Source organism: Dyella kyungheensis (assembly GCF_016905005.1).
Taxonomy (GTDB): domain Bacteria; phylum Pseudomonadota; class Gammaproteobacteria; order Xanthomonadales; family Rhodanobacteraceae; genus Dyella; species Dyella kyungheensis.
This window is the reverse complement of the sequence record NZ_JADIKC010000007.1, coordinates 67,413-90,005: the sequence shown is the minus strand read 5'-3', so window position 1 is coordinate 90,005 and position 22,593 is coordinate 67,413. Positions and strand designations below refer to the sequence as shown.

11 protein-coding genes are annotated in these 22,593 nt (G+C 63.2%); 2 read left to right on the top strand and 9 right to left on the bottom strand.

Annotation, left to right across the window (positions count from 1 at the left end; genetic code table 11):
- Positions 1 to 89 precede the first annotated feature (89 nt).
- Positions 90 to 1,100 (bottom strand): KpsF/GutQ family sugar-phosphate isomerase, encoded by a 1,011-nt coding sequence (locus tag ISP20_RS15100; protein ID WP_204636946.1) that lies wholly within the window; start codon positions 1,098 to 1,100, stop codon positions 90 to 92.
- Positions 1,101 to 1,354: 254 nt separating this feature from the next.
- Between ISP20_RS15100 and ISP20_RS15095 the strand changes: the two genes are divergently transcribed.
- Positions 1,355 to 1,594 carry a BolA family protein gene (locus ISP20_RS15095; RefSeq protein WP_204636945.1) on the top strand — a complete coding sequence of 80 codons (240 nt, stop codon included), beginning with the start codon at positions 1,355 to 1,357 and terminating at the stop codon, positions 1,592 to 1,594.
- A 43-nt stretch (positions 1,595 to 1,637) separates the two neighbouring features.
- Complete coding sequence (gene murA / locus ISP20_RS15090) at positions 1,638 to 2,897, top strand: UDP-N-acetylglucosamine 1-carboxyvinyltransferase (RefSeq protein ID WP_204636944.1); 1,260 nt, start codon at positions 1,638 to 1,640, stop codon at positions 2,895 to 2,897.
- A 591-nt stretch (positions 2,898 to 3,488) separates the two neighbouring features.
- On the opposite strand, the gene ISP20_RS15085 is transcribed toward murA, so the two are convergent.
- The 8 genes from ISP20_RS15085 to ISP20_RS15050 all read right to left on the bottom strand — a co-directional run bounded on the left by ISP20_RS15085 (position 3,489) and on the right by ISP20_RS15050 (position 22,375).
- Positions 3,489 to 4,121: a hypothetical protein gene (locus ISP20_RS15085; protein ID WP_204636943.1), complete on the bottom strand. Its 633-nt coding sequence runs from the start codon at positions 4,119 to 4,121 to the stop codon at positions 3,489 to 3,491.
- A 250-nt stretch (positions 4,122 to 4,371) separates the two neighbouring features.
- The gene (locus tag ISP20_RS15080) at positions 4,372 to 4,686 is read right to left on the bottom strand and encodes a HigA family addiction module antitoxin (protein WP_204636942.1); all 315 of its coding nucleotides are present in this window, start codon (positions 4,684 to 4,686) and stop codon (positions 4,372 to 4,374) included.
- Positions 4,687 to 4,825: 139 nt separating this feature from the next.
- Positions 4,826 to 5,170 carry a hypothetical protein gene (locus tag ISP20_RS15075; RefSeq protein ID WP_204636941.1) on the bottom strand — a complete coding sequence of 115 codons (345 nt, stop codon included), beginning with the start codon at positions 5,168 to 5,170 and terminating at the stop codon, positions 4,826 to 4,828.
- A 352-nt stretch (positions 5,171 to 5,522) separates the two neighbouring features.
- Complete coding sequence (locus ISP20_RS15070; RefSeq protein WP_204636940.1) at positions 5,523 to 6,314, bottom strand: hypothetical protein; 792 nt, start codon at positions 6,312 to 6,314, stop codon at positions 5,523 to 5,525.
- 130 nt (positions 6,315 to 6,444) lie between these two features.
- The gene (locus tag ISP20_RS15065; protein WP_204636939.1) at positions 6,445 to 7,068 is read right to left on the bottom strand and encodes a hypothetical protein; all 624 of its coding nucleotides are present in this window, start codon (positions 7,066 to 7,068) and stop codon (positions 6,445 to 6,447) included.
- A 361-nt stretch (positions 7,069 to 7,429) separates the two neighbouring features.
- A complete protein-coding gene (locus tag ISP20_RS15060; protein ID WP_204636938.1) occupies positions 7,430 to 7,903 on the bottom strand; it encodes a hypothetical protein in 474 nt (157 codons plus the stop codon).
- A complete protein-coding gene (locus ISP20_RS15055) occupies positions 7,903 to 20,607 on the bottom strand; it encodes a two-partner secretion domain-containing protein (protein ID WP_204636937.1) in 12,705 nt (4,234 codons plus the stop codon). Before ISP20_RS15055 ends, ISP20_RS15060 begins: the two co-directional genes overlap by 1 nt.
- 61 nt (positions 20,608 to 20,668) lie before the next feature.
- Entirely contained in the window at positions 20,669 to 22,375 is a 1,707-nt protein-coding gene (locus tag ISP20_RS15050; protein WP_204636936.1) for a ShlB/FhaC/HecB family hemolysin secretion/activation protein, read from the bottom strand.
- Positions 22,376 to 22,593 lie beyond the last annotated feature (218 nt).

Here is a 22,593-nt window from a genome sequence, read left to right as displayed (position 1 = left end):
TGTCGGCAGAAGGGCGGGAGGGCGATACCGTCAAACGCCGGGCGGCGCAGACGGTGCACGCAGGAATTGATAGCAGCCGAGCCTTTCGATCAGACCACACGGGCGCGGAGCAGATCGTGAATGTTAAGCGCTCCCACCACCTGTTGCTGGTCGTTGACCACCAGCAGCGCGTGGATCTGGTGCTTTTCCATCAGCTGGGCGGCCTCGATGGCCAGCTTGTCGGCGCCGATGGTCTTGGGGCCGCGCGTCATCAGTTCGGCCACGGTGGCGCCGCGCAGGTCCAGGTCGTCGTCGTCCAGCGCTCGGCGAAGGTCGCCGTCGGTGAACACGCCGAGCAGGCGATGGTCGGCATCGACAACGGCAGTCATGCCCAGGTGCTTGCGGGTCATTTCCATCAGTGCCTGGGTGAGCGAGGCGTTCGGCGGCACGGCCGGAATGCCTTCGCCGGTATGCATGACGTCGCTGATATGCAGCAGCAGGCGACGCCCCAGGCTACCCGCCGGATGCGAGCGGGCGAAATCTTCCGAGGTGAATCCGCGCGCTTCCAGCAAGGCGATGGCAAGCGCATCGCCCATCACCAGCGCCGCGGTGGTGCTGGCGGTGGGCGCCAGGCCCAGCGGGCAGGCCTCGACGGCGATGCTGGCGTCCAGATGCACGTTGGCCTGGTCGGCCAGCGAGGAATGGGCGTTGCCGGTGATGGCGATCAATGGAATGCCCTGGCGCTTGATCACCGGCAGGATGAACAGCACCTCGTCGGTTTCGCCGGAGTTGGACAGGGCGAGCACGATGTCCTGCGGCAGGATCATGCCCAGGTCGCCATGGCTGGCTTCGCCCGGATGGACGAAGAACGCGGGCGTGCCGGTGGATGCCAGGGTGGCGGCGATCTTGCGGGCCACATGGCCCGACTTGCCCATGCCGGTCACGACCACGCGGCCGGCGCAGCTGATGATCAGGCGGCAGGCTTCCACGAATTCGGGTCCGATACGCGGTTCCAGCGCGCTGATGGTGGCCGCCTCGGTGGCGATCACGGTGCGCGCGCTCTGCACGATGGCATCGGCGTTGATCGCGTTCGGGTTGGCTGGGGCAACGTGGGCGTTCATGCGTCCTCGAAAGTCGGCCGGATTTCCGTCATCACCCTGAACAGGTGTTGGTAGAGGGAAAATTCCGCTAAATCATATTGTTGTGGGTGGTTAACGGCCCAGGGCCGGAAGGCGCCGACAGCACGTGTCGTTTCTGCGACAGAGGTTTTCCATTAACATGGCATATTCGCATTTTAACGTCATAGTCGCTGCCATTGGGTTCGGTTACTTACCGGATCGGCGGCGCTGACCCCATCAAAGCAAGTGGAACAACCATGGACGCTGCCACCATTCAGGCAATGATCGAACAAGGCCTGCCCGGTGCTCAGGCTTCCGTCAGTGGCGACGACGGCGTGCACTTCGAAGCCCAAGTGGTGGCGGAACAGTTCGCCGGCAAGCTTCCTTTGGCGCGACACCGCCTGGTTTACGCCACGCTTGGCGATCTCATGGGCGGTGCGATCCACGCGCTGGCCCTCAAGACGCTGACTCCCGCGGAAGTCGGTGCGCGCCGTTAAGGCGGCGCAGCGCTCCCCAGCAAACCATTCGCAAGGACATTCAATGGCCAAGATCCTGATCAGTGGCGGCGAGCCGCTCCACGGTGAAGTGGGTATTTCGGGCGCCAAGAACGCCGTACTCCCGATCCTCGCTTCCTGCCTGCTGGCCGACGAGCCGGTGGCGATCAGCAACGTGCCGCATCTGCACGATGTGACCACCTTCATCGAGCTGCTCGGCCAGATGGGCACGCAGCTGGTGCTGGACGACCGCATGAAGATGCACATCGACCCGCGCACCACCGACCGCCATTTCGCCCCGTACGACCTGGTGCGCACCATGCGCGCCTCGATCCTGGTGCTGGGCCCGCTGGTGGCCCGCTTCGGCGAGGCGGAAGTGTCGCTGCCGGGCGGTTGCGCGATCGGCTCGCGTCCGGTCGACCAGCACATCCGCGGCCTGCAGGCGCTGGGCGCCGAGGTGGTCGTGGAGAACGGCTACATCAAGGCCAAGGCCAAGCGCCTGAAGGGCGCGCGCATCTCGATGGACATGGTCACCGTCACCGGTACCGAGAACATCATGATGGCCGCCGCGCTGGCGCAGGGCACCACCATCATCGAGAACGCCGCGCAGGAACCGGAAGTGGTCGACCTGGCGCATTGCCTGATCGCCATGGGCGCGCAGATTGAAGGCGCCGGCACCTCCACCCTGATCATTCACGGCGTGGAACGCCTGCATGGCGCCGAGTACGAAGTGCTGCCCGACCGCATCGAAACCGGCACCTTCCTGGTGGGTGCCGCGATGACCGGCGGCAAGGTGCGCGCACGCAACGCCCGTGCCGATACGCTGGACGCAGTGCTGTCCAAGCTGGAAGAAGCCGGCGCGCACATCTCCACCGGTCCGGACTGGATCGAGCTGGACATGCAGGGCCGCCGTCCCAAGGCCGTGAACATCACCACCGCACCGTACCCGGCGTTCCCCACCGACATGCAGGCGCAATTCACCGCGCTCAACTGCGTGGCCGAAGGCGTGGGCGTGATCACCGAGACCGTGTTCGAGAACCGCTTCATGCACGCGCTGGAACTGCAGCGCCTGGGCGCGGATATCCGCCTGGAAGGCAATACGGCCATCATCAAGGGCGTGGAAAAGATGAGCGGCGCGCCGATCATGGCGACCGACCTGCGCGCTTCCGCGTGCCTGGTGCTCGCCGGCCTGGTGGCCGAAGGCGACACCACGGTGGATCGCGTGTATCACATCGATCGCGGTTACGAGAACATCGAGGAGAAGCTCGGCGTGCTTGGTGCGAAGATTCGTCGACTGCCGTCTTGAGTTGTTCAGACGTTGCATAAAAAAAGGCCGCGAAAGCGGCCTTTTTTATGCTCGTTCAAAACCTGCCATCGATGTGCATCTTCCTCACCGTCATTCCGGCGCAGGCCGGAATCCAGCAGACACTGTGTTGAGTTTTCGCGAAGCGCACCGCCGGCGATCTCGATGAATCGACGTACTCGCTACTGGATTCCGCCTGTGCCGAAATGACGGTGGGCGGTGACCGAGAGAATTTGGGAAGAAATGGTGTCAGGGGGAAATTCTCGCTAACCCATGGGGCGGTCAGAAGTAGTCAGGACCGGACTTACTCCTGGTGGTGGAGGGTCGGTGCTGAGCAGCGGGGCAACCATGCCGGCCCCTTATCGCCTGCGGTCGGATGCATACAAGGAAAACATTAGAAGACCCGTTATTCCTAGAAATAGGCCGGAACGGATGGACGCATGCGCAACGTGAGGCACGTCAAATTCCCCGCCACTTATGATGCTCATCACAAAGGCGAGAGCAAACACAAGAATGCATCCGAGCGCGAATGCAACAAGCCCAAATACCAATGAAAAGGCGGCCTTCTTCATTTCTCTTAGCCAAACAAAGGGGTCAGAACACTTTCTCTAAATGAGCGCCATCGCTTCCTTGCCTCTCCGCCTGGAAGCGCCTGTAGCTCAGCACCGCAGCCACGTCCAGCATTCCCAGCCAGCGCGGGGCGGTCGGCCACATCGGCTCGGTGTCCAAGCCCAAGGCCAGCAGAATGTCGCGGTGCATACAGCGCACATCTTGCCAGTCGAACGTATCACTGCTGAGCGACAGTCGACGCCACCGACTTCTCCGAATGAGCAGCGACAGCGTGCCCTTGTATTGGACGAGGCCCAGTTGCGCGATGTCCTCCAATACGATGACCCGTCGGCCCATGAGCCAAGTGCGTACAAGCGTTCGGTCATCAATAACAACACGGACCGTGGCCACATACGCCACGCCGGTGATGGCGAGCACAGCGCCTAGAGCAACGACGCCAGCGAGCAGCGGATGGTGGTTGCCCAGACCCCGCCACGCCATCCACAGGGCCACGCCACCGCAGAGCAGGAGCGCCAGGGTGTTCAACAGGCGCGTTTGGGGGCACGGGCTGTACTGTTTGCCCCCAGTGCCAGGGGCGGCGAGGGAGCCGTTGATATCTCCATGAGAAAGTGCTTCTCTCGCCTTCATTGCTTCTGCAAATTCGTCAGGTGTTTTCAAGCTCAAGCCCTCCTTGGGATGATTTGCACTGGTTGCTTCGAGAGGATGGGGCAGCGCCGCGGCGCCCAGAATCAGACTATTGCTCGCAGCTCCCTGCAGAGCTTTAGGTCCGATATGGTTGAAAGCAGACGCCGCTTTTCCGGGCCAATTGTCGCAGCATCCAGAGCAACCGCGGCGGAGGTAGTTAATTCGAACAATGGCGGTCGGGCTCAACGATCCCCATCCCGTTTGTCGTGTCGTGCTTTTGCCCTCAATCAACAAGAGGACGATAAGCGCGGACCACAGGCTTCGCCCTTTCCAGATCGTACCGCGCCTGAAGTGCCAGCCAGTAGAAGGCGGTGGTATCGAAGATGAGGGAAAGGCGTAGCGCGGTCTTGGGGGTGATGGGGTGGGTGTCGGCGATGAAGGCTTTAATGTGATCGGCAGGGATGCCGGAGCGACAGGCCAGTTGGGCGGGGTTGAGTGCGCTTGGGATCAGGTAGGCGTGCAGCAGGATGTCGCCGGGGGCTCGCAGCGGTTGCGAGGGGTCCACTTCCGAATGCGGGGTGAGCTGGATCAGTTCCATGGTGGTTCCTCCCTGTCGGACACGGCCGCGCAGCGGCTAAGCGCTTACAGCGCTCCGTGTCAGTGAATGCTTGGCAGCTTCGTCGGTGATCGCCCGAGAGCGGCGCATCACCATGAAGGCCGATGCGCCGTAAGGGCGATCATCGGAGGCGTGTGGTGTTCACTCGAGGCTCGTCACCGAGCAGGCGGGCGTACTGCTGAAGACAGTGGATGGCCGTGCCGAGGCTGGCCGTGACGGCCACGGGAAGCGGCCATGGCAGCGGTCTGCCGGGGAATCCGCGCGCCTGCGCGATGCGGCACTGCTCGCTGTCGAGACGCAAGCGCGTGAGGGCGAGCACCGCCAGAGCGATGTCACCGCGAGTGCTATGCCGCAGGGTTTCGGGCCATGCCGCCGCCGAGGACAACGGGTCGTCTGGCGGAGGAGTGAGGGTGTCGTCAGGGGGGACGGACGAGCGAATGCGTACCGTATGATCACGGGTAGCCATATCAACTCTCTATAAGTTGGTGATGGTTAGCGGGTCGTGGGTGTAGCAAGCACTCACGGCCCGCGCCTCATGACCTGGTAGTCATGGTCATTCGCGAGGCCTTGCAACACGACAGCGCGAATGGCGGACTGACCCTAACAAGCAGGGCTGGCATCGTCTGTCAGGGTTGGGCGAGATGGATGTCCGCGTGACCGCAGCCGAGCGTGAGGGCTCGGGTCTGACAAGATGTCAGTGCACTTTTCAGAAATGGCACTGTTGTTGATGTCAGAAATTGTCGCCGGCACCTTTTCCGGCGCCTTTTCCAGTGGGCGCAGATGGAAAGTCGGCTCTGGAGCATCCCGGCTGCTCTCGATCAAATTCCGCAGACCCCATTGCACGGCCCTTGCGTCTTCAATACTTCACTGATGTGTGACATTGCCCTGCGGATGTCTGCATCACTCACGGATGGCTGGGCTTCCATCACTCCTACGAGATATCGGCGAAAATCTTCAGGCAACGAGGTGGCGAGCGCATCAATGTTGGCAGCGAGGGAGGTGACGATAATTCTCCGATTTTCGACACTTATGCTTACGTCACTCGAAAGAGAGATGTTTCCAAGAATCGCGGCGCGAATGCCGTCGCGCATTTGCGCTGCCCCTTGGCGGCGAATAGGCGTCAATTGTTCTGGAGATAAGGACGCCAGAAATTCGTTCATCGGTGCAACTTCGCGGGACATGCATGCTATGGAAAAGGCCATGATGCCGGCCAATTCATCCTGATAGGTCACAGCGTTCTCTGTCTGAAGCTTTACCAGAGCTGCGGATAGCTTCACTTTGTCATTCGCCAGGGGCGTTAGTTGGTCGAACCCCTCCAAGGTGTAGCGCGCGGCGAGCTGCACGGACATGCCGCACACAGACATGAGCGATATCATGTTCGATGCTTCATAGGGGCCCGACCCAAGAATGCCTTGGACATCGGTAACCGTTTCAAGCCAGCGCGCTGTGACCGGATCCGACTTGCGGGGTGATGGGTCACGCAAAAGCAACTCGTTGGCAGCATCGATGTAGGTTCTCGCATTCAGTGCGCCACTGGCGGCCACTGAGCTGGAGGCGATAGCAAGAACCGTCGCTGTACCAAGCTTCCAATAGCAAATTCGAAGTCTCATTGCATGTTCCAAAACCGGGTGGTTGCAATCTGGTGGCGGAAGGGACTTTCAATGAGCCTAGATGGACGATCCGAGTGCTGGCCAGGCTGTGCTGGAATTGTCCCTGGCGCTTTTTTCCTGCCGTTACTGATCAATGCTTATCCGCCTGAGGTAGCGCCATGCATTTATTGGTATCTCTCAATGCGAATGTCAGCCATGGTCTCCTGACGTGCATCAGCACGTAGTAATCGGGTAACGAATGAGCCTCATTTGGCTCCCAGTACTTGTGGCTAATGATCCATAGATCGTCGTTCTTCGCATAAGCGATATCGATCAGGGTATAAGCATTCGGCCTGCGCAACGCTTCTGGGTATTCAGCCGGTGACAAAGGAGTCGCAATCTTCTTGATAGTCGCATCCACCGCCCTGAGTGCGGCTTCTGACTTCGGGATTAAATAGCTCTGCGCAACCACTGCGGAGCTACTGTCGACAATTTCCACCGCGGAAGCGATCACTGGGTACCCGGCCACTGAGCACATTCCCGTGGGAGCTCCATTGAATTGCATGAAAGTAGACGTCTTATAATCGCAGTGCCCGAACAAAGGCTTTCGTTCGGTTTGCTGCTCCGCGCTCATGACGGGCAATTCCTTCAATTGTTGGAGAATGACATCTGGCGAGCCTGTTAGCTGCAGATCAAGAGGGCACTCTCCCGCCATGGCGAGCTGCCCAGCGAGAGAAAGAAATAGAAAGCTTGCCAGCCAAGGTAAATAACGCATTGTCTTGTCTTGTCTTCGTTGGTCATGCTGACCCGCGGAATTCCGAGGGTTGCGTTTTCGTTGGAAAATCGTGAAAAGAAATCGTCCCCTATATGCTGGGGAGCGCTCGCCGGATCGATGCGCGGTTGACGGGGTATAGTCGTTCCTCATTGGGAGCGGATGGCATGATATGGCCATGGCTGCCATGGTGCCCGTCGGCGGCCTCTTCACTTGCTCGAAAGCTCCACTCTTTGCCCCCTGTTTTGCCTGTTTCGAAATCGTCCCTGGCACCTCTTACTTGCTTGGCACTTGCAAGCAAACGGGACGGAGGTGGTTAATTCGACTTAACGACATCCGTCTCGCTTGTCGCAGGCTTCGCCAATCAGAATCGGATTTCCTTTCCCCAGAGAAAGCGACCCTCGTGGTAGTCCAGTTCGAAGTAGAAGTCACCTGCGTACTCAATCCACGCAGTAACTCCGAATTTGCCATCAGCGTGCGTCCCGACATTACGAAACCACATTTTGGCGCCGGAAGGTACGTCGTAGGGCGTAAGCTCCCACGGAACATGCAGGCGGTAGCGTTCTCTGCCGAAGGCGTCGAGGACGTAACAGTTGTCGGTCTTGAAGCCTCTCTCAAAGCAAATGAAGCCGCTTGCATCAGGGAGTACATGCCAAGTCACTTGACCAATATCAACCGGTACACAGACGTCACGCCCATCGACCCTCCATGAAAAATGCGTGACGACTCCAAACTCTCCGGGTCCATTATGATCTCGCACCCAGCGAAGCCAATCGCTCTTTAAGACAGCATGGCCTGCAGCATCGTGCATTGTGAAGCCAGCGACTTTCGAACTCATCAATGCAACTCCTCACCGCCAACAAATTTGAATGTCTCAGCTCTCTGGCCTGGCGGAAGGTTGAAGTGCAACTGATTACCACCGCCCGCAGCACCCGGTTGTTCGCCGACAACGCCAATCTGCACATCAATAGGTTTCGTGACCTCGACTTGAATCACGTAACTTGCGTCTGCCTTCATGTCAGACGTGATGGCCAATTGGTTGCGGGCGTATGCTTGATTTGACACATCGTCAAAGGTCGCCCATCCACCAAATGCCCTGCTGGTATCAGCCCCTGGCGTCGTAAGGGCTTCATAGGTGGCCTTATCAACCACCATGTTCACCACCGTTCCCGGTTTGAGCGTGGCATCGGCCACCATTGTTCCGGATTGCCACGCAGGTGACCAGTTGTAAGTGTCCATCGTTGCGTTGACCGCATCCGCGCTTAAGAAACGGTTGACTGTACCGACATTGCCAACAATGCTCCGTGTGAACTGCTCCAGCCCCGCCGCATCGCCGCTCCAGCCTGCGCGAACCGCTGCGGTTATAGCATCGACGGCGGCCGATTTGGCAGCTCCTTCGATTACTGCAGCAGCACCTTTACCCGCGCCGGTGGCACCGATCAGGGTTAAAGACGAATTGAGGGTCGCCAAGGTCGCAGTGGCGCCGCTGACATCCTGCCCGTACACCGCCTGCAGCTGACCGTTCACCATTCCAGAGTTGAGGGCATAGGCGGCACTGTCGCCAAGGCCCTGTCCCGCCGCGTTGAACGTATCCACCGGATGCAAGATGGCGCCACCGATGCCAGCAATCGCTCCGGTGACGGCATTCCACGCGGTCTGGCCCTGGTTCAAGTACGCGTTGACGCCTGCTTGCGCCAACATCACCTGCAGGTTCGTGTTGACGCTGCCCGCGCCCGGCTGCACGTATTGCTGATAGAAGCCACGGTTGGCGCTGGCATCGGGCAGATACATCATCGGCTGCAGGAACTGGTTACCTTCCACCGTGAATAGTTGCTGCGCGTTGCCCAGCGTATTGGTGAAAGTGCCTTGCGCACCCGCCAGGTATTGGCGGGCGGCGCTGTCGTCGCCCGGTAGGGCAGCGGCCCAAAGCACATCGGTTTGACGGGCCGCCTGCTGCGCCAACTGCTTCGTCGCGGCATTGATTTGATCGGCGCTAGGATCGCAATCGCATTGCTGACTGGCGAAGTCTTTGGCGTGGCTGTTGATCCAGCTGATCTCGCTCGGGTGCAGCTGCCGATTGAACTGATCACCCTGTAGTGCGGTGGATGCACCCGCACCGCCTCCGACCGCACCACCGATTGCGGTGCTGCCCAGCTGCATTAGCGTGTTGAAGAGCGGGTCGGTCGGATTGAGGCCCTGCTGGATCAGGTAGTTCTGCATGGCGATGCTCGCGGCTTCGCTCGCTGCGGCACCCGTTGCCCCCTGCAGTGGATCGCCGCCACCCAGTGCGGCCGTCGCCGCGCCGACCAATCCGTGCAAGAGCACTTTGTTGGTGCCGCCATCACTCCACGCTGCCTTTTCGGCGTCGGTGGTCGCGTGATTCGCCATGTAAGTGGCAAGATCACCGGTGGCAGTCATGCCCACCTGCCCAGCAAGCATTCCGGCCTGCTGGTTGTCCTGTACCTTCTGCGCATCAAAGATTGTCTTGAGCGCCTGATTGTCCAGTGTGGGATTGCGATCCAAGCCACTCAGATCGGTGTTGCCGTTGCGGGTGACGATCGTGCCGTTGGCGATGCCGGCTTGAGTGGTGCTGCTTTCGCTGTCGTGTTGGGGGATGCCGATGCCACCGTTGATGCCGCCGCCCGATGTACCCATACCGCCGCCAATGCTGATGCTTTCGCTGCTATAGCTGGCCTTGTTCTGGATATCGCTGAACGTCAGCGAGCCCGTGTCGAGCAGGTTCTTTGAGGCATCAGCCGTGCTTGCGATCACGCCGCCCTTCAGATCGGTACTGCCGTTGACGTGGATGTCGAAGCCGCCGATGCCCGCGCCGATGCCACTGACATCGTTGACGCTGGCGTAGTTGCTCTTGGCCTGGCTGGCCGCCAGCGAGCCACTGACACCCACGCCACCCGTGCTCCAGCCGTACACCAGCGTGAGGCCCGCCTGCACGCTATGGTTGGCGTAGTCGTTGGTGTCCTGCTCACTGGCGATATTGAGATTGCCGCCGATGTTGCCCAGCACCGTGTTGCCCTTGGCTTGGGCGCCGATGATGTTGGTGTCGCCGCCGCTGATCAGGCTCAAGGTGTCGCTGGCGTTGACGCTGGTATCAGCGTGCGTGGTGCCGTTGCCGTGTCCTTGGGCTTGCCCGGCGGCGACGGTGAGATAGATGCCGGTGGTTTGGCCAATGCTGATGCCCACCTCGCCGCTGCTGTTGTGGCTGTCGCTTTTGTCGGAGTGCTGTTCGGCCTGGCTGAGCAGGTTGAGATTGTTGGCTGCCGCGAGGGCGACGTTGTTGCCACTGATCTGACTGCCAATGACATTGAGGTCGCCGCCCGTGGCAGCGATGGTGACGTTACCGTTGCTGTGGATGGTGCTGCCGTAAGCGGTGTCGTCGTGGGTGGTCTCGGTGTTGGTCGCGCTGCTGGCACCCAGGCCGATACGCAAGGAGATTCCCTGGGTGTTGCCTTGTGCGGCCTGGCTGATGGCTTGCGCCCCCGTTTGGCCATTCAACCCCATTGCGTTGCCAGCGCCGGGTGAGAACAGCGCTTGTGTGGCCTGTGCCGCGTATAGCGCTTGCACGCGCTTGTCGGTGGTATGACTGGCGCCGTGTGCATCGCCGACTACAGTGTTGGCGACGGTAGCTGCACCGCCGGTGAGGCCGAGGTGGATGCCTGCGCTGCTTTGCTTCTGGGTTTGGGTGATGTCGGTGGTGCCCACCGCCGCATCGATGGTGACATTCTTGCCAACGATGGTTGTGCCGGTCTGGCTGAGCACGTCGCTGCCGGTGATATGCACGTTGTTGCCGGCACTCATCGTCACGCTGCCATCGACGCTGCCCACCAGGCTGCCGGTATAGCTCGTTTCATTGACGGTAGTAGTGCTTTTACTACTTTGCTTGCCCGCCATCACACTCAAGCCACCGCCGTTCATCACGCCCGTGTGGCTCTTACCGGCCGTGTCGGTTTCGGTGTAGGTGTTCTGGCCGGCATTGAGGGTTAGGTTGTTGCCGGCTGCCATCACCACGTCGTGGGTGCCTACGACTTGCGCGTTGGTGCCGGTGAGGTCGTGGCCTGCGGCAACCGTCACGCTGTCGCCCGAGAGCAGCGTGCCCACGCTGGTGGATTGCGTGATGCTTTGCGTGCTGTTGCTGCTGCGCTTGTCCGGGTCGACGTTGCCGAAGCGGGGGTCGAGCACGTTGGTGTTGAACGTGCGCGAGGAGGTCTTGCTGACGTCGTGCTCTTCGCTGTGCACGTCGTGCGCATCGGTCAGGTTGACGTCGTTGCCGGCGGCGACGTAGATCGCACCGTTGGCCTGGACCTGCGCGGCTTGCGCGGTGAGATCGCGGCCCGCGGTGAGTGTCACCGCATTGCCACTGATCGCCGTGCCCACCGCGTCGGTGTCGCTGACGCTGTCGTGAGTGCGCGTGGTGCTGTGCGAGTTCCAGTTGCCGCTGGTGGTCTTGGTGTCGACGGTGCTGGTGTGGGTTTCGCTGCCGGCGTTGAGCGTGAGGTCGTTGCCTGCGCCCAGGGCTATGTTGCCGTTGGCGCTGGTGAACGTGGCGGCGGTGGCAGTGAGGTCATGGCCGGCCGTGGCGGCTACGCCGTTGGCGCCACTTAGCGTGGTGCCTCGCAGCGTCTCGTCCATGGTGGAGGTATTGGTGACGGTGTGACCCGATGCGGTCTTGCTGGTCACGCTCTGGCTATCGGTCACCGCGTTGAGCGTCATGTCGTGGCCGGCGGCCAGACCCAGCTGATTGCCTGCTTTGAGCTGTGTGCCCTGGCTGAGCAGATCGTTGCCAGCCGCCAACGCGAGGTTGCCGCCTGCGCTGATGCTGGTGACGCTGTGGGTGAGGTTCTCCTGCACGGTCTGGCCGCTTTGCGTGCGCGTCGTGCGGCCGGTGGCGTCGAGGGTGAGGTTGTTGCCGGCGATCAGCGATGCATTGCCGACGGCGGTGATGGTCGATGCCGTGGCGATGAGATCGCGACCGGCGACCATGGCGAGGTTGCCGCCGGACTGGATGGGTGCCACGCCCGTCGTCAGGTCACGGCCGGCAATCAACGCCATATCGCCAGCGGAAGTGATCGAACCCGTGTTGATCAGGTCACGCCCCGCCTGCACGCTGACGACACCACCGCTCAGCGTTCCCGCGTTGACGGTGTCGCCGCGCGTGGCGATGGCGAGCTGCTGGCCGCCGTTGAGCGCGCCCTGGTTGATCAGCGTATCGGCACTGATGGTGGTGCTTTGCGTGCCGGTGATGGTGCCGTCGTTGCGCACGGTGCCCGACGACTGGATGTTCACGTCGTTGCCGGCGATCAGCGCGCCATTGTTTTGCAGGGCATCGGCGGTGGCCTTGGACAGATACACCACCGGCACCAGCACATGCTGGCCATCGACCACCTGATCGACCAGCCACACGATGTCCGAGGACAGCGAAGAAATCTGTGCGCTGGTGAGCGGGGCGCCTAGTTGCAAGCCAAGCTGCGAGGCTTGGTCGGCTGCGTCGTTCATCAGGGCGGTGTACTGCGACATCGCGTCGCCACCGTTGAGGGTCTTGCGGCCGGTGAGCTGGAGGATCTGGTCCATCACCAGGCTCTGCTCGTAGTAACCGTCGCCCAGGCGCTTCTGGGTGGTGTCGGGGGCATCGCCCAGCGCGCTCAACAGGTAATCGGAACTCGTGACCGGACCCTTGGCGAAGCGCGGTGCGGTGGTGACCAGGAAAGGCGCGCTGGGATCGCCGTGCTGCGCATACATGGCGTTGTTGGGCGCCACGTAACCGGGCAACGGCGCGTTGGCGGTGCCGACCATTTGCGCGGTGGCGCCCGCTGCGTTGCCACCACCGTGCACCGTCTGGCCCTGCGTTGTACCAATGCCCGCGCCGCCTTGAATGCTCTGTCCTTGGGCACCGTTGATGGCACCCGTCGCGTCGATGGCTTGTCCCTGCGCATGATTGACATCGCCCGCGCCCTGCACGGCACCGGCCTGTGCGCCGTCCACCGGTCCGGCGCTGGCGGCTTGGGCAGTGTGTGCTTGACCCGTCGTATGGCTGCCGGGGCCGGCGATATTGCCGACGGTGACGGTCGCGCCATTGCCATTGCGACCCACCACGGTATTGGTGATGTCGCCGCCGTTGATGGTCAGGCTGCCGCCGGCGGTGATGGTGGAGGCCAGAGTCTCACCGGTCGCGTAAGTGATCCAGCCCGGCACGCTGCCGGGCGCCAGCACCACGCTTTGGGTGCTGCTGGTGCTGTCGTAGGTCCACCAGTCGCCCAGCAGCCATGTACGCGGACTATCGATGAGGTACTGCGACTGCACCTGATCGGCTTGCGTGGTTTGCACCAGCCCAGTGGGCACCCAGGCGATGTTCTGCACGTTGTCGCTGCTGGCGCTGCCACCCTGACCATTGATGGTGAGGTTACGCCCGGCGGCGATGGCGGAGGCACTGTTGAGAACGGAGCCTTCGAGCGTGATGTCGCCACCGGCCTGCAGGCGGCTTTGGGCGCTGGCGGCGGTGATCATGGTGACGGACAGCAGCGTGTCGGTGCTGGTGCCCTGATAGTTGGACGGGGCGCCGTTGTGGTTGCCCGACTGAAAGAACACGCAGCGCGTGCTGTCGGTTTCGTGTCCGGTGCAGTAGCTTTGCGCCTTGGCGATCTCGGCCGCGCTCACCACCTGCGTGGGATCGATGTTGGGCACCTGATGGGCGGTCGCCGAATCGTCGTAGAGATACATCGGCGAGGTCGAGCTCTGCGAGTTCGCCGCTTGCTCCGCGGCGGAGAGCGTGAAGGTACCCGTATCGATGACACGACGCGCATTGGTGAACTGCTGCGCGCTCAGCGACAGATTGCCGCCGGCTTCGATGTCGCCAGAGAGGTTGGTGACTGATCCACTGCGTGCGCCGCTGTCGTTACCGGCAATCAACAGATCGCCCTGGGAGAACAGCGTGGCGTCGCGGTTGAGCAGGGAGTCGCTCACATACACCGCCAGGCTATTGGCTGCGGCAATCATTCCACTCTGATAGGCGGCGTTGTCGGTTGCCGAACCGAGGTCCGCCCCGTTGGTGAGGGTGGCCGCATCGATGCGTATGGCGTTGCCGGTGATGTTGCCGGTGTTGGTGACGTCGTGGCCTTGCAGCGTGAGCGTGTCGCCTTCGAGTGAGCCACCGGTCTGGTTGTCGATGCTGCCACTGGCAGTGATGTGTGCGACGGCGCTTCCATTGTCCGCGCTGGCGTTGATCACGGCGCCATTGGTGTTGATGATGTTGGCGGCCGTGACGTCGAGTTCGCCGGATGTTTGCAGCGTGCCCTGGTTGGTCAGCGTGCCGTCGACGGTAAGGCTGAGCACGCCATCGCTTTCCAGGCGCTGGCCGGCAAGGTTCGTGTAGTCGCCGGTGATATGGGCGTCCAGCAGCTGGCTGCCGTAGATGCGCCCAATGCCGCTCAAGCCGCTCAGCGTGGCATGCACGTTGGTGCCATCCACTTCGCCGCCGTTGTTGTTGAGCGTGGGCGTGGTGAGCCACACCGTACTGGCCTGGATATGGCCGCCGCTGGCGTTGGTGATCGCGGCGAGATTCAGCGTGGCGGTGTTGCCGGCACCGAATTGACCGCCCGTATTGTCGAGCGTGGCGTTGCCGTTCTGGAAGCTGAGGTTGTTGGTGGCGTAAATGGTGCCGCCCGCGTTGTTGAGCGTGCCGAGGGCATCCAGGTTGAGATCGTGTTGGGCGACGACGGTGCCGCCCCCGCTGTTGTTGAGGCCGGTGGTGCTGACTACGACGTCACCGCCGCGACTGCCGAGCGTACCGCCTCGGTTGTCGAGGGTTCCGGCCGTGGTGACGTGCAAGCTGGCTGCGGCATTGCTGGTGCTGCCAGCGAGGATTTGGCCCGCGACGTTGCTGACTGAACCGGCGTTGACGGTGGCGGCGCCGGTGGCATCGATGCTGCCGGCGCTGTTGTCGAACGTGCCTAGGGAGGTAAGCGTCAAGGCGCCATTGGTCTGCAGTTGGCCGCCGTTGCGATTGAGCAGGTTGCCGTTGCTGGCGATCGTCAGGTCATGGCGGGCAAAGACGGTGCCGCCGCTGTTGTCGATGGAGCCGGCGTGGATCGATGCAGTGCCTTCGGCGCCAATAATGCCGCCGGTGGTGTTGCCCAGCGCCTGGGTAAGGTTGACGGTGAGCGCGCCGCTGTCTCCTCGCTGGATCAACTGGCCGCCGGAGTTGTTAAGCGACGTGCCGGTGACGCTGACCGCACCGGTGCCATCGAGTACACCACCAGCGTTGGTGAATGTACCGCCGGTGATGGTGAGTGCATCGCGGGCCTGCACTTGGCCCTGGGTGTTGTCGAGCGTCGCGGCGCCGAGCGTCACGCCTTGCCCATACAGGCCCGTGGTCTGCGTGGGGTTGCTGCCGACGGTTTGCCGGTTGAGCAGGGCCTGCGCCTGCACGTTGAGATCGCCGGCTGCGATGATGCTGCCGGCGGTGTTGTCCAGCGTGTTCCCAACGGTGGCGGTGACGGCTTGCTGGGCCTGCATCGTTCCGCCGCGATTGCTGAGGCCGCTGGCGGTGACAGCGAGGGCGCCGTTGGTCTGCACGCTGCCGCTGTCGTTGGTGAGCTGGCCGTCGACCCCGAGGGTCAACGTGGCGTTGCTTGCTGCCTGAAGCGTGCCGCCGGTGTTGTCGAAGGCACCGGCGTGCAGGGTGGTGGCGCCAGCCGTCGACACCGTGCCGTCTGTATTGTCGAGCAGACCGGTGACGAGCAAATTGGATGCGTCGCTACCGGCGGCAACCAGCGTGCCGCCCTGATTGTTCAGCGCACCGGCATCAAGCGCGATCGCGCCGTTGCCAACGACGGAGCCTGCGGTGTTGTCGAAAGTGTTCCGTACTGTCAATTGCAACGGACTGCTGCTCAACGCGAGCAGGTGGCCACCGGCGGTGGAGAGATCGCCGGTATCGACGCTGATGCGCTGCGCCTGCGTGGTGCCGCCGCTGAGGTCGGTGGTGGTGCCGGTCAGCGTGAGCGTGCCATTGCTGACGATGGTGCCGCCATGGCCGTTCAAGGTGGCGGCCTGAATGGTCGTATTGCCTGTTCCGGCGTGCTGGATGTTGCCCAGGGTGTTGTCGAGCGTGGTGGCGCTGAGCGACAGATCGCCATCGCTGGCGATGACGCCTTGCTGGCTGTTGTCGAGCAAGCCACTGGCGGTCACGCTCAGTGCGGCGCCGGTTGCTTGCAGCGTGCCGCCCTGATTGATCAGATCACCGGCCTGTACGGTGGTGCCACCCATGGCGGCCAGCGTGCCGTGCGTGTTGTCGAAGCGTTGAGCGACGTTGACCGTCGTGGCATTGGCGCCAGCAGCGGTGATCGTGCCATTCGCGTTGCTCAACGATTGCGCGGTGAGCTGCAACGCGCCATTGGTGGCGATGGTGCCGGCGCTGTTGTCGAAGGCGCCGCGCGCGGTGAGGTGCAGAAGATCGGTGCTCAGCGCGACCAGGTTGCCGCCGGCCGTGGAGAGATTGCCGGTATCGACGCTGATGCGCTGGGCTTGCGTGGTGCCGCCACTGAGGTCGGTGGTGCTGCCGGTCAGCGTGAGCGTGCCATTGCTGACGATGGTGCCGCCATGGCCGTTCAAGGTGGCAGCCTGAATGATCGCATTGCCGGAACCGGCGTGCTGGATGTTGCCCAGGGTGTTATCGAGCGTGGCGGCGGTAAGGGAGAGATCGCCATCACTGGCGATCACGCCTTGTTGGCTGTTGTCGAGCAAACCGGTGACGGTCACGCTCAGTGAGGCGCCCGATGCTTGCAGCGTGCCCCCCTGATTGACCAGGTCACCCGCTTGCACCGTGGTGGCACCCATCGCGGCCAGTGTGCCGCGCGTGTTGTCGAAGCGCTGGGCGATATTGAGCGCGGTGGCATCGCTGCCGGCGGCGGTGAGCGTGCCGCCGATGTTGGTCAGCGACTGCGCGGTGAGTTGCAACGCGCCGTTGGTGGCGACGGTACCGGCGGTGTTGTCGAAGGCACCGCTCAAGGCCACGTGCAGCGCATCGCCACTCAGCGCGATCAGCGACCCGCCCGCCGTGCTGAGTGAGCCACCGTCGACGCTGATGTGCTGCGCTTGCGTGGTGCCGCCGCTGAGGTCGATGGCATCACCGGTGAGCGTCAAGGTGCCGTTGCTGACCAGCGTGCCGCCGTGGCCGCTGAGCGTGGCAGCATCGATGCTCAACGTGCCATTGCCGGTCTGCTGCGACGCGGAGCTAGTCCCCGTTTGGGAGATGGTGCCCTGAGTGTTGTCGAGCGTGGCGGCCGTGAGGGACAGATCGCCATCGCTGGCGATGACGCCGTGCTGGCTGTTGTCGAGCAAGCCGTTGGCGGCCACTGTCAGTGCGGCACCGGATACTTGCAGCGTGCCGCCCTGGTTTATCAGGTCGCCGGCTTGCACGGTGGTGGCGCCCATGGCGGCCAGCGTGCCATTCGTGTTGTCCAAGCGTTGAGCGACGTTGAGCATCGTGGCGCCCGTGCCGGCAGCGGTGATGGTGCCGCCCGCATTGATCAGCGACTGCGCCGTCAGTTGCAGTGCACCGTTGCTGGCGACGGTGCCGGCGGTATTGTCGAAGATGCCGCTGGCGGTCAATTGCAGGGGATCGCTGCTCAGCGCCACCAGGCTGCCGCCGGCTGTGCTGAGGTTGCCCGTATCGACGCTGATGTGCTGCGCCTGCGTGGTGCCGCCGCTGAGGTCGGTAGTGCTGCCGGTCAGCGTGAGCGTGCCGTTGCTGACGATCGTGCCGCCGTGGCCGTTCAAGGCGGCGGCGCGAATGGTCGCGTTGCCCTGGCCGGTGTGCTGGACTACGCCTTGCGTGTTGTCGAGCGTGGTGGCGGTGAGGGAGAGATCGCCACCGCTGGCGAGAAGACCTTGCAGGCTGTTGTCGAGCAAGCCGCTGGCGGTCACCGAGAGCGGCGCATTGGCGGCTTGCAGCGTGCCGCCCTGATTGATCAGATCGCCCGCTTGTACCGTGGTGGCGCCGTTGGCGGCGAGGATGCCGTGGCTGTTGGTGAAGGCATTCGTGACGGTGACCTGCGTGGTACCCGTGCCGGCCGCGCTCAACGTGCCCTGGGTGTTGTTGAGCGCCGCCGCCTGGATGTTCAACGCGCCATTGCTGACCACGGTGCCGCCGGTGTTGTCCCAGGTGCCGCTGGCACGCACGTTCAGCGCATCGGTCGCGGCAGCTTGCAAGCTACCGCCGGCGGTGCTGAGCGTGCCCGCATCGATCGCCAGCGTGTTGGCGACCGTGCTGGCCTGACTGAGATCGATAGCGTTGCCCGCAAGTGTCAGTGCGCCATTGCTCGCGAGCGTGCCTCCTGCGCCGTTGAGCGTATCGGCATGAACGCTCAGCGTGCCCGTGCCCGACTGTTGCACGGTGCCGTGCGCGTTGCCGAACGTCGCCGCCGAAAGAGCGAGGTCGCCGTTGGTCTGGATGGTGCCGCCGTCGCTATTGTCGAAGGCGCCCGTCACTTGCAAGGCGTTGGCACCGGCACCGGAGGCGCTGATGATGCCGCCTCGGTTGTCGAGGCTGGTGGCATCGAGCGTCACTTGCGTGGCACTCAGCGTGGCGTTCTGGTGGTTCACCGCACCGGCCGCAAGCGATACCGCGCCGGCAGTGAGGATCTTGCCGCCGGCGCCGTCCAGCGCATCCGTGCGAATGCTCAGGCCATCGGTCCCGGCGTGCTCGATGACGCCGCCCTGATTGGTGAGGGTGCCCGCGTTGAGCGCGAAGGACGCGGCGTTGGTGGCCAGGGTGCCGCCAGTGTTGTCGAGCGTGCCAGCCACGCTCAGCGTCATGGGCGCGGTATCGGCCAGCGTGAAGGTTCCGCTGCGGTTGGAAAGGCCTTGCGCATCGATCGCCGCCGCCTGGGCGAAGCTCAGTGTGCCGCTGTCGTTGGTGATCTGGTTGGCGTGGATGGTGGACGCGCCATCGATGGTCAGCGTGCCGCCGCGGTTGCTCAGGTCGCCGCCGCTCAGGGTGAGCTGGCGCAGTTCCAGTTGACCGCCGTCGTTGGCGAGGCCGGTGCTGCTGGCAAGATCGAAACCGGCGGCGGCGTTGATGCGCCCACCGTCGTTGTCGAGCAGGCCGCTGATGTGCAGCACGCCGTCGGCCAGCGGTGCGATGGGCGTGGTGGGCGTGCCGGTTCCACCGGCAGGTGCGCCGCCGCTGCTACCTGCAGAGTTGTTACTTCCGCCAGTGCTGCTGCCGTCGTTGCCGCCGCTCGGTGTGCTCGTCGATCCGCCATCGTCCGTCGCCGGCTCGGTGGCACCAATGCGCCCACCGTTGCGGTTGGACAGCGCACCCGCGTTCAGCGTCATGCCCTGCGAGCCGGTCTGCGCGATGGTGCCGCCGGCGTTGCGCAGCGATGCCGCATCCACGGCGATGCGCGCGGCATTGATGTTGCCGTTGCTGTTGTCGATGTCGGCAGGCGTGGTGAGGTCGAGTTCGCGCGACGCACTGATCGTGCCCGCATTCGTCACGCCGCCCGTGGCAGCGATCTGCGTATTGGCCTGCGACTGAAGGTTGCCGGTGTTTTCCAGTCGCCCGTCCTGCGTAACGACGAGGTCGCCCGCGGAGGCGCCAATGGTGCCTGCATTGCGTGCGCCGACGCCGTTCTCGGTACCCAGCAGCACGATCTTGTTGGCGTACATGCCGCCCAGCGCGCTGACGTCGAGCGCGAGCGTGGGCTTCTCACCCGAGGCGGCGATAGCCGTGACCTGCGACTGGTCCACGTTGACCTGGTTGGTGCCCGTGGTGACTTGCAACTGCGGCGCCCAGATACCGCCATTCACTTGCACGGCGCGTGCAATGATGTCGGCGTAGTCGGCGCGGCTCGCGTCCAGTCCCTTGCCGTTGATTTGAATGGTGCCGCCGGTGACGCGATAGCCGTCCAATGCGCCATTGGTGAGCATCGGTGTGCCGGTGGTCAGCGTGAAGCGGTTGGCGTTGATCACGCCGCAGCCATCGCAGCTGATGCCGGCTGGATTGGCGACGATCACCTGCGCACGATCGCCGGCGACTTCGATGTAGCCGTTCAACGCACTGGGGTTCGGCCCGGTGACTTCATTGAGGATGATCTTGGCAGTGCCCGTGGCCAGCCACGGATTGCCAGCGACACTGCCCGCCAGTTGCGTGGTGGTGTTGGTACGCGAGTTGTTGAGCACCGCACCGGTGTCGTCGACATTGAAGTCGCTGTACGTGTTGCGGCTCACGCCCGCCTTGCTCGGCGTGGTGATGTTGATCACCGGCGCCACGTTGGGCGAACCCATCACGGTGGGACGCTGGTTGCCTGGCGCGTTCGGATCGGAGGCGATCTGGCCAGCAGTGGCAACGGACGCCAGGCCGATCCAGCCAAAGGCGATCCATAGACTCAGGCTGACCGGGCGTACCGCTGCCGCAACGATGCCATCGCTTGCCGAGGCGCCGCGCCCTGGTCGACGCACCAGCTCCGACACTGCCTGGAACAGCCCCAGTGCGTGGTTGAAGACGATGCGATAGAGGTGCTTGTTCATTCGAAACTTCCTTGAAAACGAATCAACGGGCAAACAACAAAGAGCAGCCAGCTGGGCTCGGTCAGAACGACCAGTTCAGACTGAAGCCAGTGGTGGGATTGGCAGTGGGATAGCCGTGCGGCTTGCTGATCGGCGCGCCGACAAACACATCCCACGCCCAGCCGTGCCAGCCGCCGCGCAGTCCGAGCGCGGCGCCTACCAGGGTCTGGCCGAGTTCCTCTGCGGTCGGCGGGCCGCCGACATGGCCGATATCGGCACCCAGGTACAATTCTTGACCGCCACCCACCGTCCAGCCGAGGTCGTTGCGGATCAACCAGCCGCGATCGCCGCTGAGTTGCAGTTCGCCGTCGAAGCCGCGCACGGTGTATCGGCCGCCGATGGCGAAGCGGTCCTGCGGCACCAGGGGCGTCTGGCTCCATTGCGCGCGCCAGCTGCCGATGTAGCGAAAGCGTTGATTGCCGAGTTGGAATGGCAGCGTGAGCTGCGCGTCGGCGGTGACGACTTCCGAACGCGAGGTACCTTCGTTGAAGGCCTCTTCCGGCGCGTGTAGCGCATTGAAGGCACCGGTACCCCGGCGATACGCGGCGTCGGCGTCGAGCGTGGCTGCGCCGATGAATTGCTTATAGGTGAAACCTGCTTCCCAGCCACCTTGGCGGCGGCGTTGCACCAGCACTTCCGTGTCATCGACGAAGTTGTTGGAGTCGCGCTCCCATGCACGCGCGTAGGCGCTCAGCTTGATGGTGGCGTTGCGATAGAGCATGCGGCTGAGCCGCACGTCGGCGTTGTGGCTGGTGCCGCTGTAAACGTAGTTCTGCTGGTAGCCCGCCACGGTCTGGTGATAGGCGTAGCTGCTGGCGGTGGCTCCCAACTGCCAGTAGCCGTAGGGCACGTCGTAGTGAACCGTGTAGTTGCGCGTGCCTTTGCGGTCGCCATCGAGCACGTCCTGGCCCAGGTTGGCGTAGAAAAGGTCGTTCCACGTCAGCAGATTGTCCAGCGACAGGGTGGTGCCGCCTTGCACCTTGCCGGTGCCCTTGCTGCCTGAATCGTCGAGCGAGAAGGCCAGGCGCATGCGCGAGGACTGCTTCCACACGATCAGCAGATCGCTTTCGCCGGCCTGCGCATCGCCATCGGCGGGCACGATCTTGATGTCCGCGTCTGCCGTCGGCACGCGCTTGAAGTTTTCCAGCGCTTGTTCGATGTCGCGCAGGTTGAGCAGGTCGCCAGGGCGCGCGGGCAGGGCATCGCGCCACGAGGTGGCGCGGACGTCCACGCCCGGTGCGAAGCGGATTGCACGAATGCGGCCGGGAATGACGGTAAGCGTCAGGATGCCGGCATTGAGATCCTGAGGCTTGGCCACGACCCGCGTCGTGACATAGCCGCGCGCGACGATGGCATTCTGGATGCGCTTCATCACCACGTTGACGCCGCGCGTACCGAGGCAGCGGCCAGTCGCAGGATCGTGCGGCACATCGGCTGCCTTGACCGCCCACGCAAACGCCGACGCGTCATCGCCGTCCAGGCGGATGGATCGAATGGGGAAGCACGGTGCCTCGTCGGCGGGAATGCGTTCGACCTGCGCTTGCACGGGCGCTGACAGGCGCACATCCGGCGTGCTCTGCTGCTGCTCGCGCAGGGCGCGTTCGCGTTCCTGCTGGCGCAGGAGTTCCTGCGTCGCGGTATCGGCCGATTGCGCCAGTACACCGGTTATCGGAAGGCAGCCGAGTGCCAAGGCCAGCCATGGCCCAAAAGTCTTCGTTCCCTGAATCACGCACTCACCTCAAAACGGACACGAGCCCGCGCCTGCAGCGCTGTCCTCGCATCCTTGATCAAAGCCAGAAAGGGGCGACCCGGAGGAACTCGATGCGTGCCCTGTCACGCGTAGCCGTCATTGGGCGCGGGGATTCGCCAATGCATGGCATGAGGCCGGCGGGTGCCGTAATCGATAAAGGCTATGGGGTGGGAGCGGCGGTGGAAATCAGATTTACC

Coding starts and splice junctions, on each gene's coding strand:
- murA (WP_204636944.1), top strand. CDS start 1,638: ATGGCCAAGATCCTGATCAGTGGCGGCGAGCCGCTCCACGGTGAAGTG.
- ISP20_RS15055 (WP_204636937.1), bottom strand. CDS start 20,607: ATGAACAAGCACCTCTATCGCATCGTCTTCAACCACGCACTGGGGCTG.
- ISP20_RS15080 (WP_204636942.1), bottom strand. CDS start 4,686: ATGGAACTGATCCAGCTCACCCCGCATTCGGAAGTGGACCCCTCGCAA.
- ISP20_RS15065 (WP_204636939.1), bottom strand. CDS start 7,068: ATGCGTTATTTACCTTGGCTGGCAAGCTTTCTATTTCTTTCTCTCGCT.
- ISP20_RS15060 (WP_204636938.1), bottom strand. CDS start 7,903: ATGAGTTCGAAAGTCGCTGGCTTCACAATGCACGATGCTGCAGGCCAT.
- ISP20_RS15075 (WP_204636941.1), bottom strand. CDS start 5,170: ATGGCTACCCGTGATCATACGGTACGCATTCGCTCGTCCGTCCCCCCT.
- ISP20_RS15100 (WP_204636946.1), bottom strand. CDS start 1,100: ATGAACGCCCACGTTGCCCCAGCCAACCCGAACGCGATCAACGCCGAT.
- ISP20_RS15095 (WP_204636945.1), top strand. CDS start 1,355: ATGGACGCTGCCACCATTCAGGCAATGATCGAACAAGGCCTGCCCGGT.
- ISP20_RS15070 (WP_204636940.1), bottom strand. CDS start 6,314: ATGAGACTTCGAATTTGCTATTGGAAGCTTGGTACAGCGACGGTTCTT.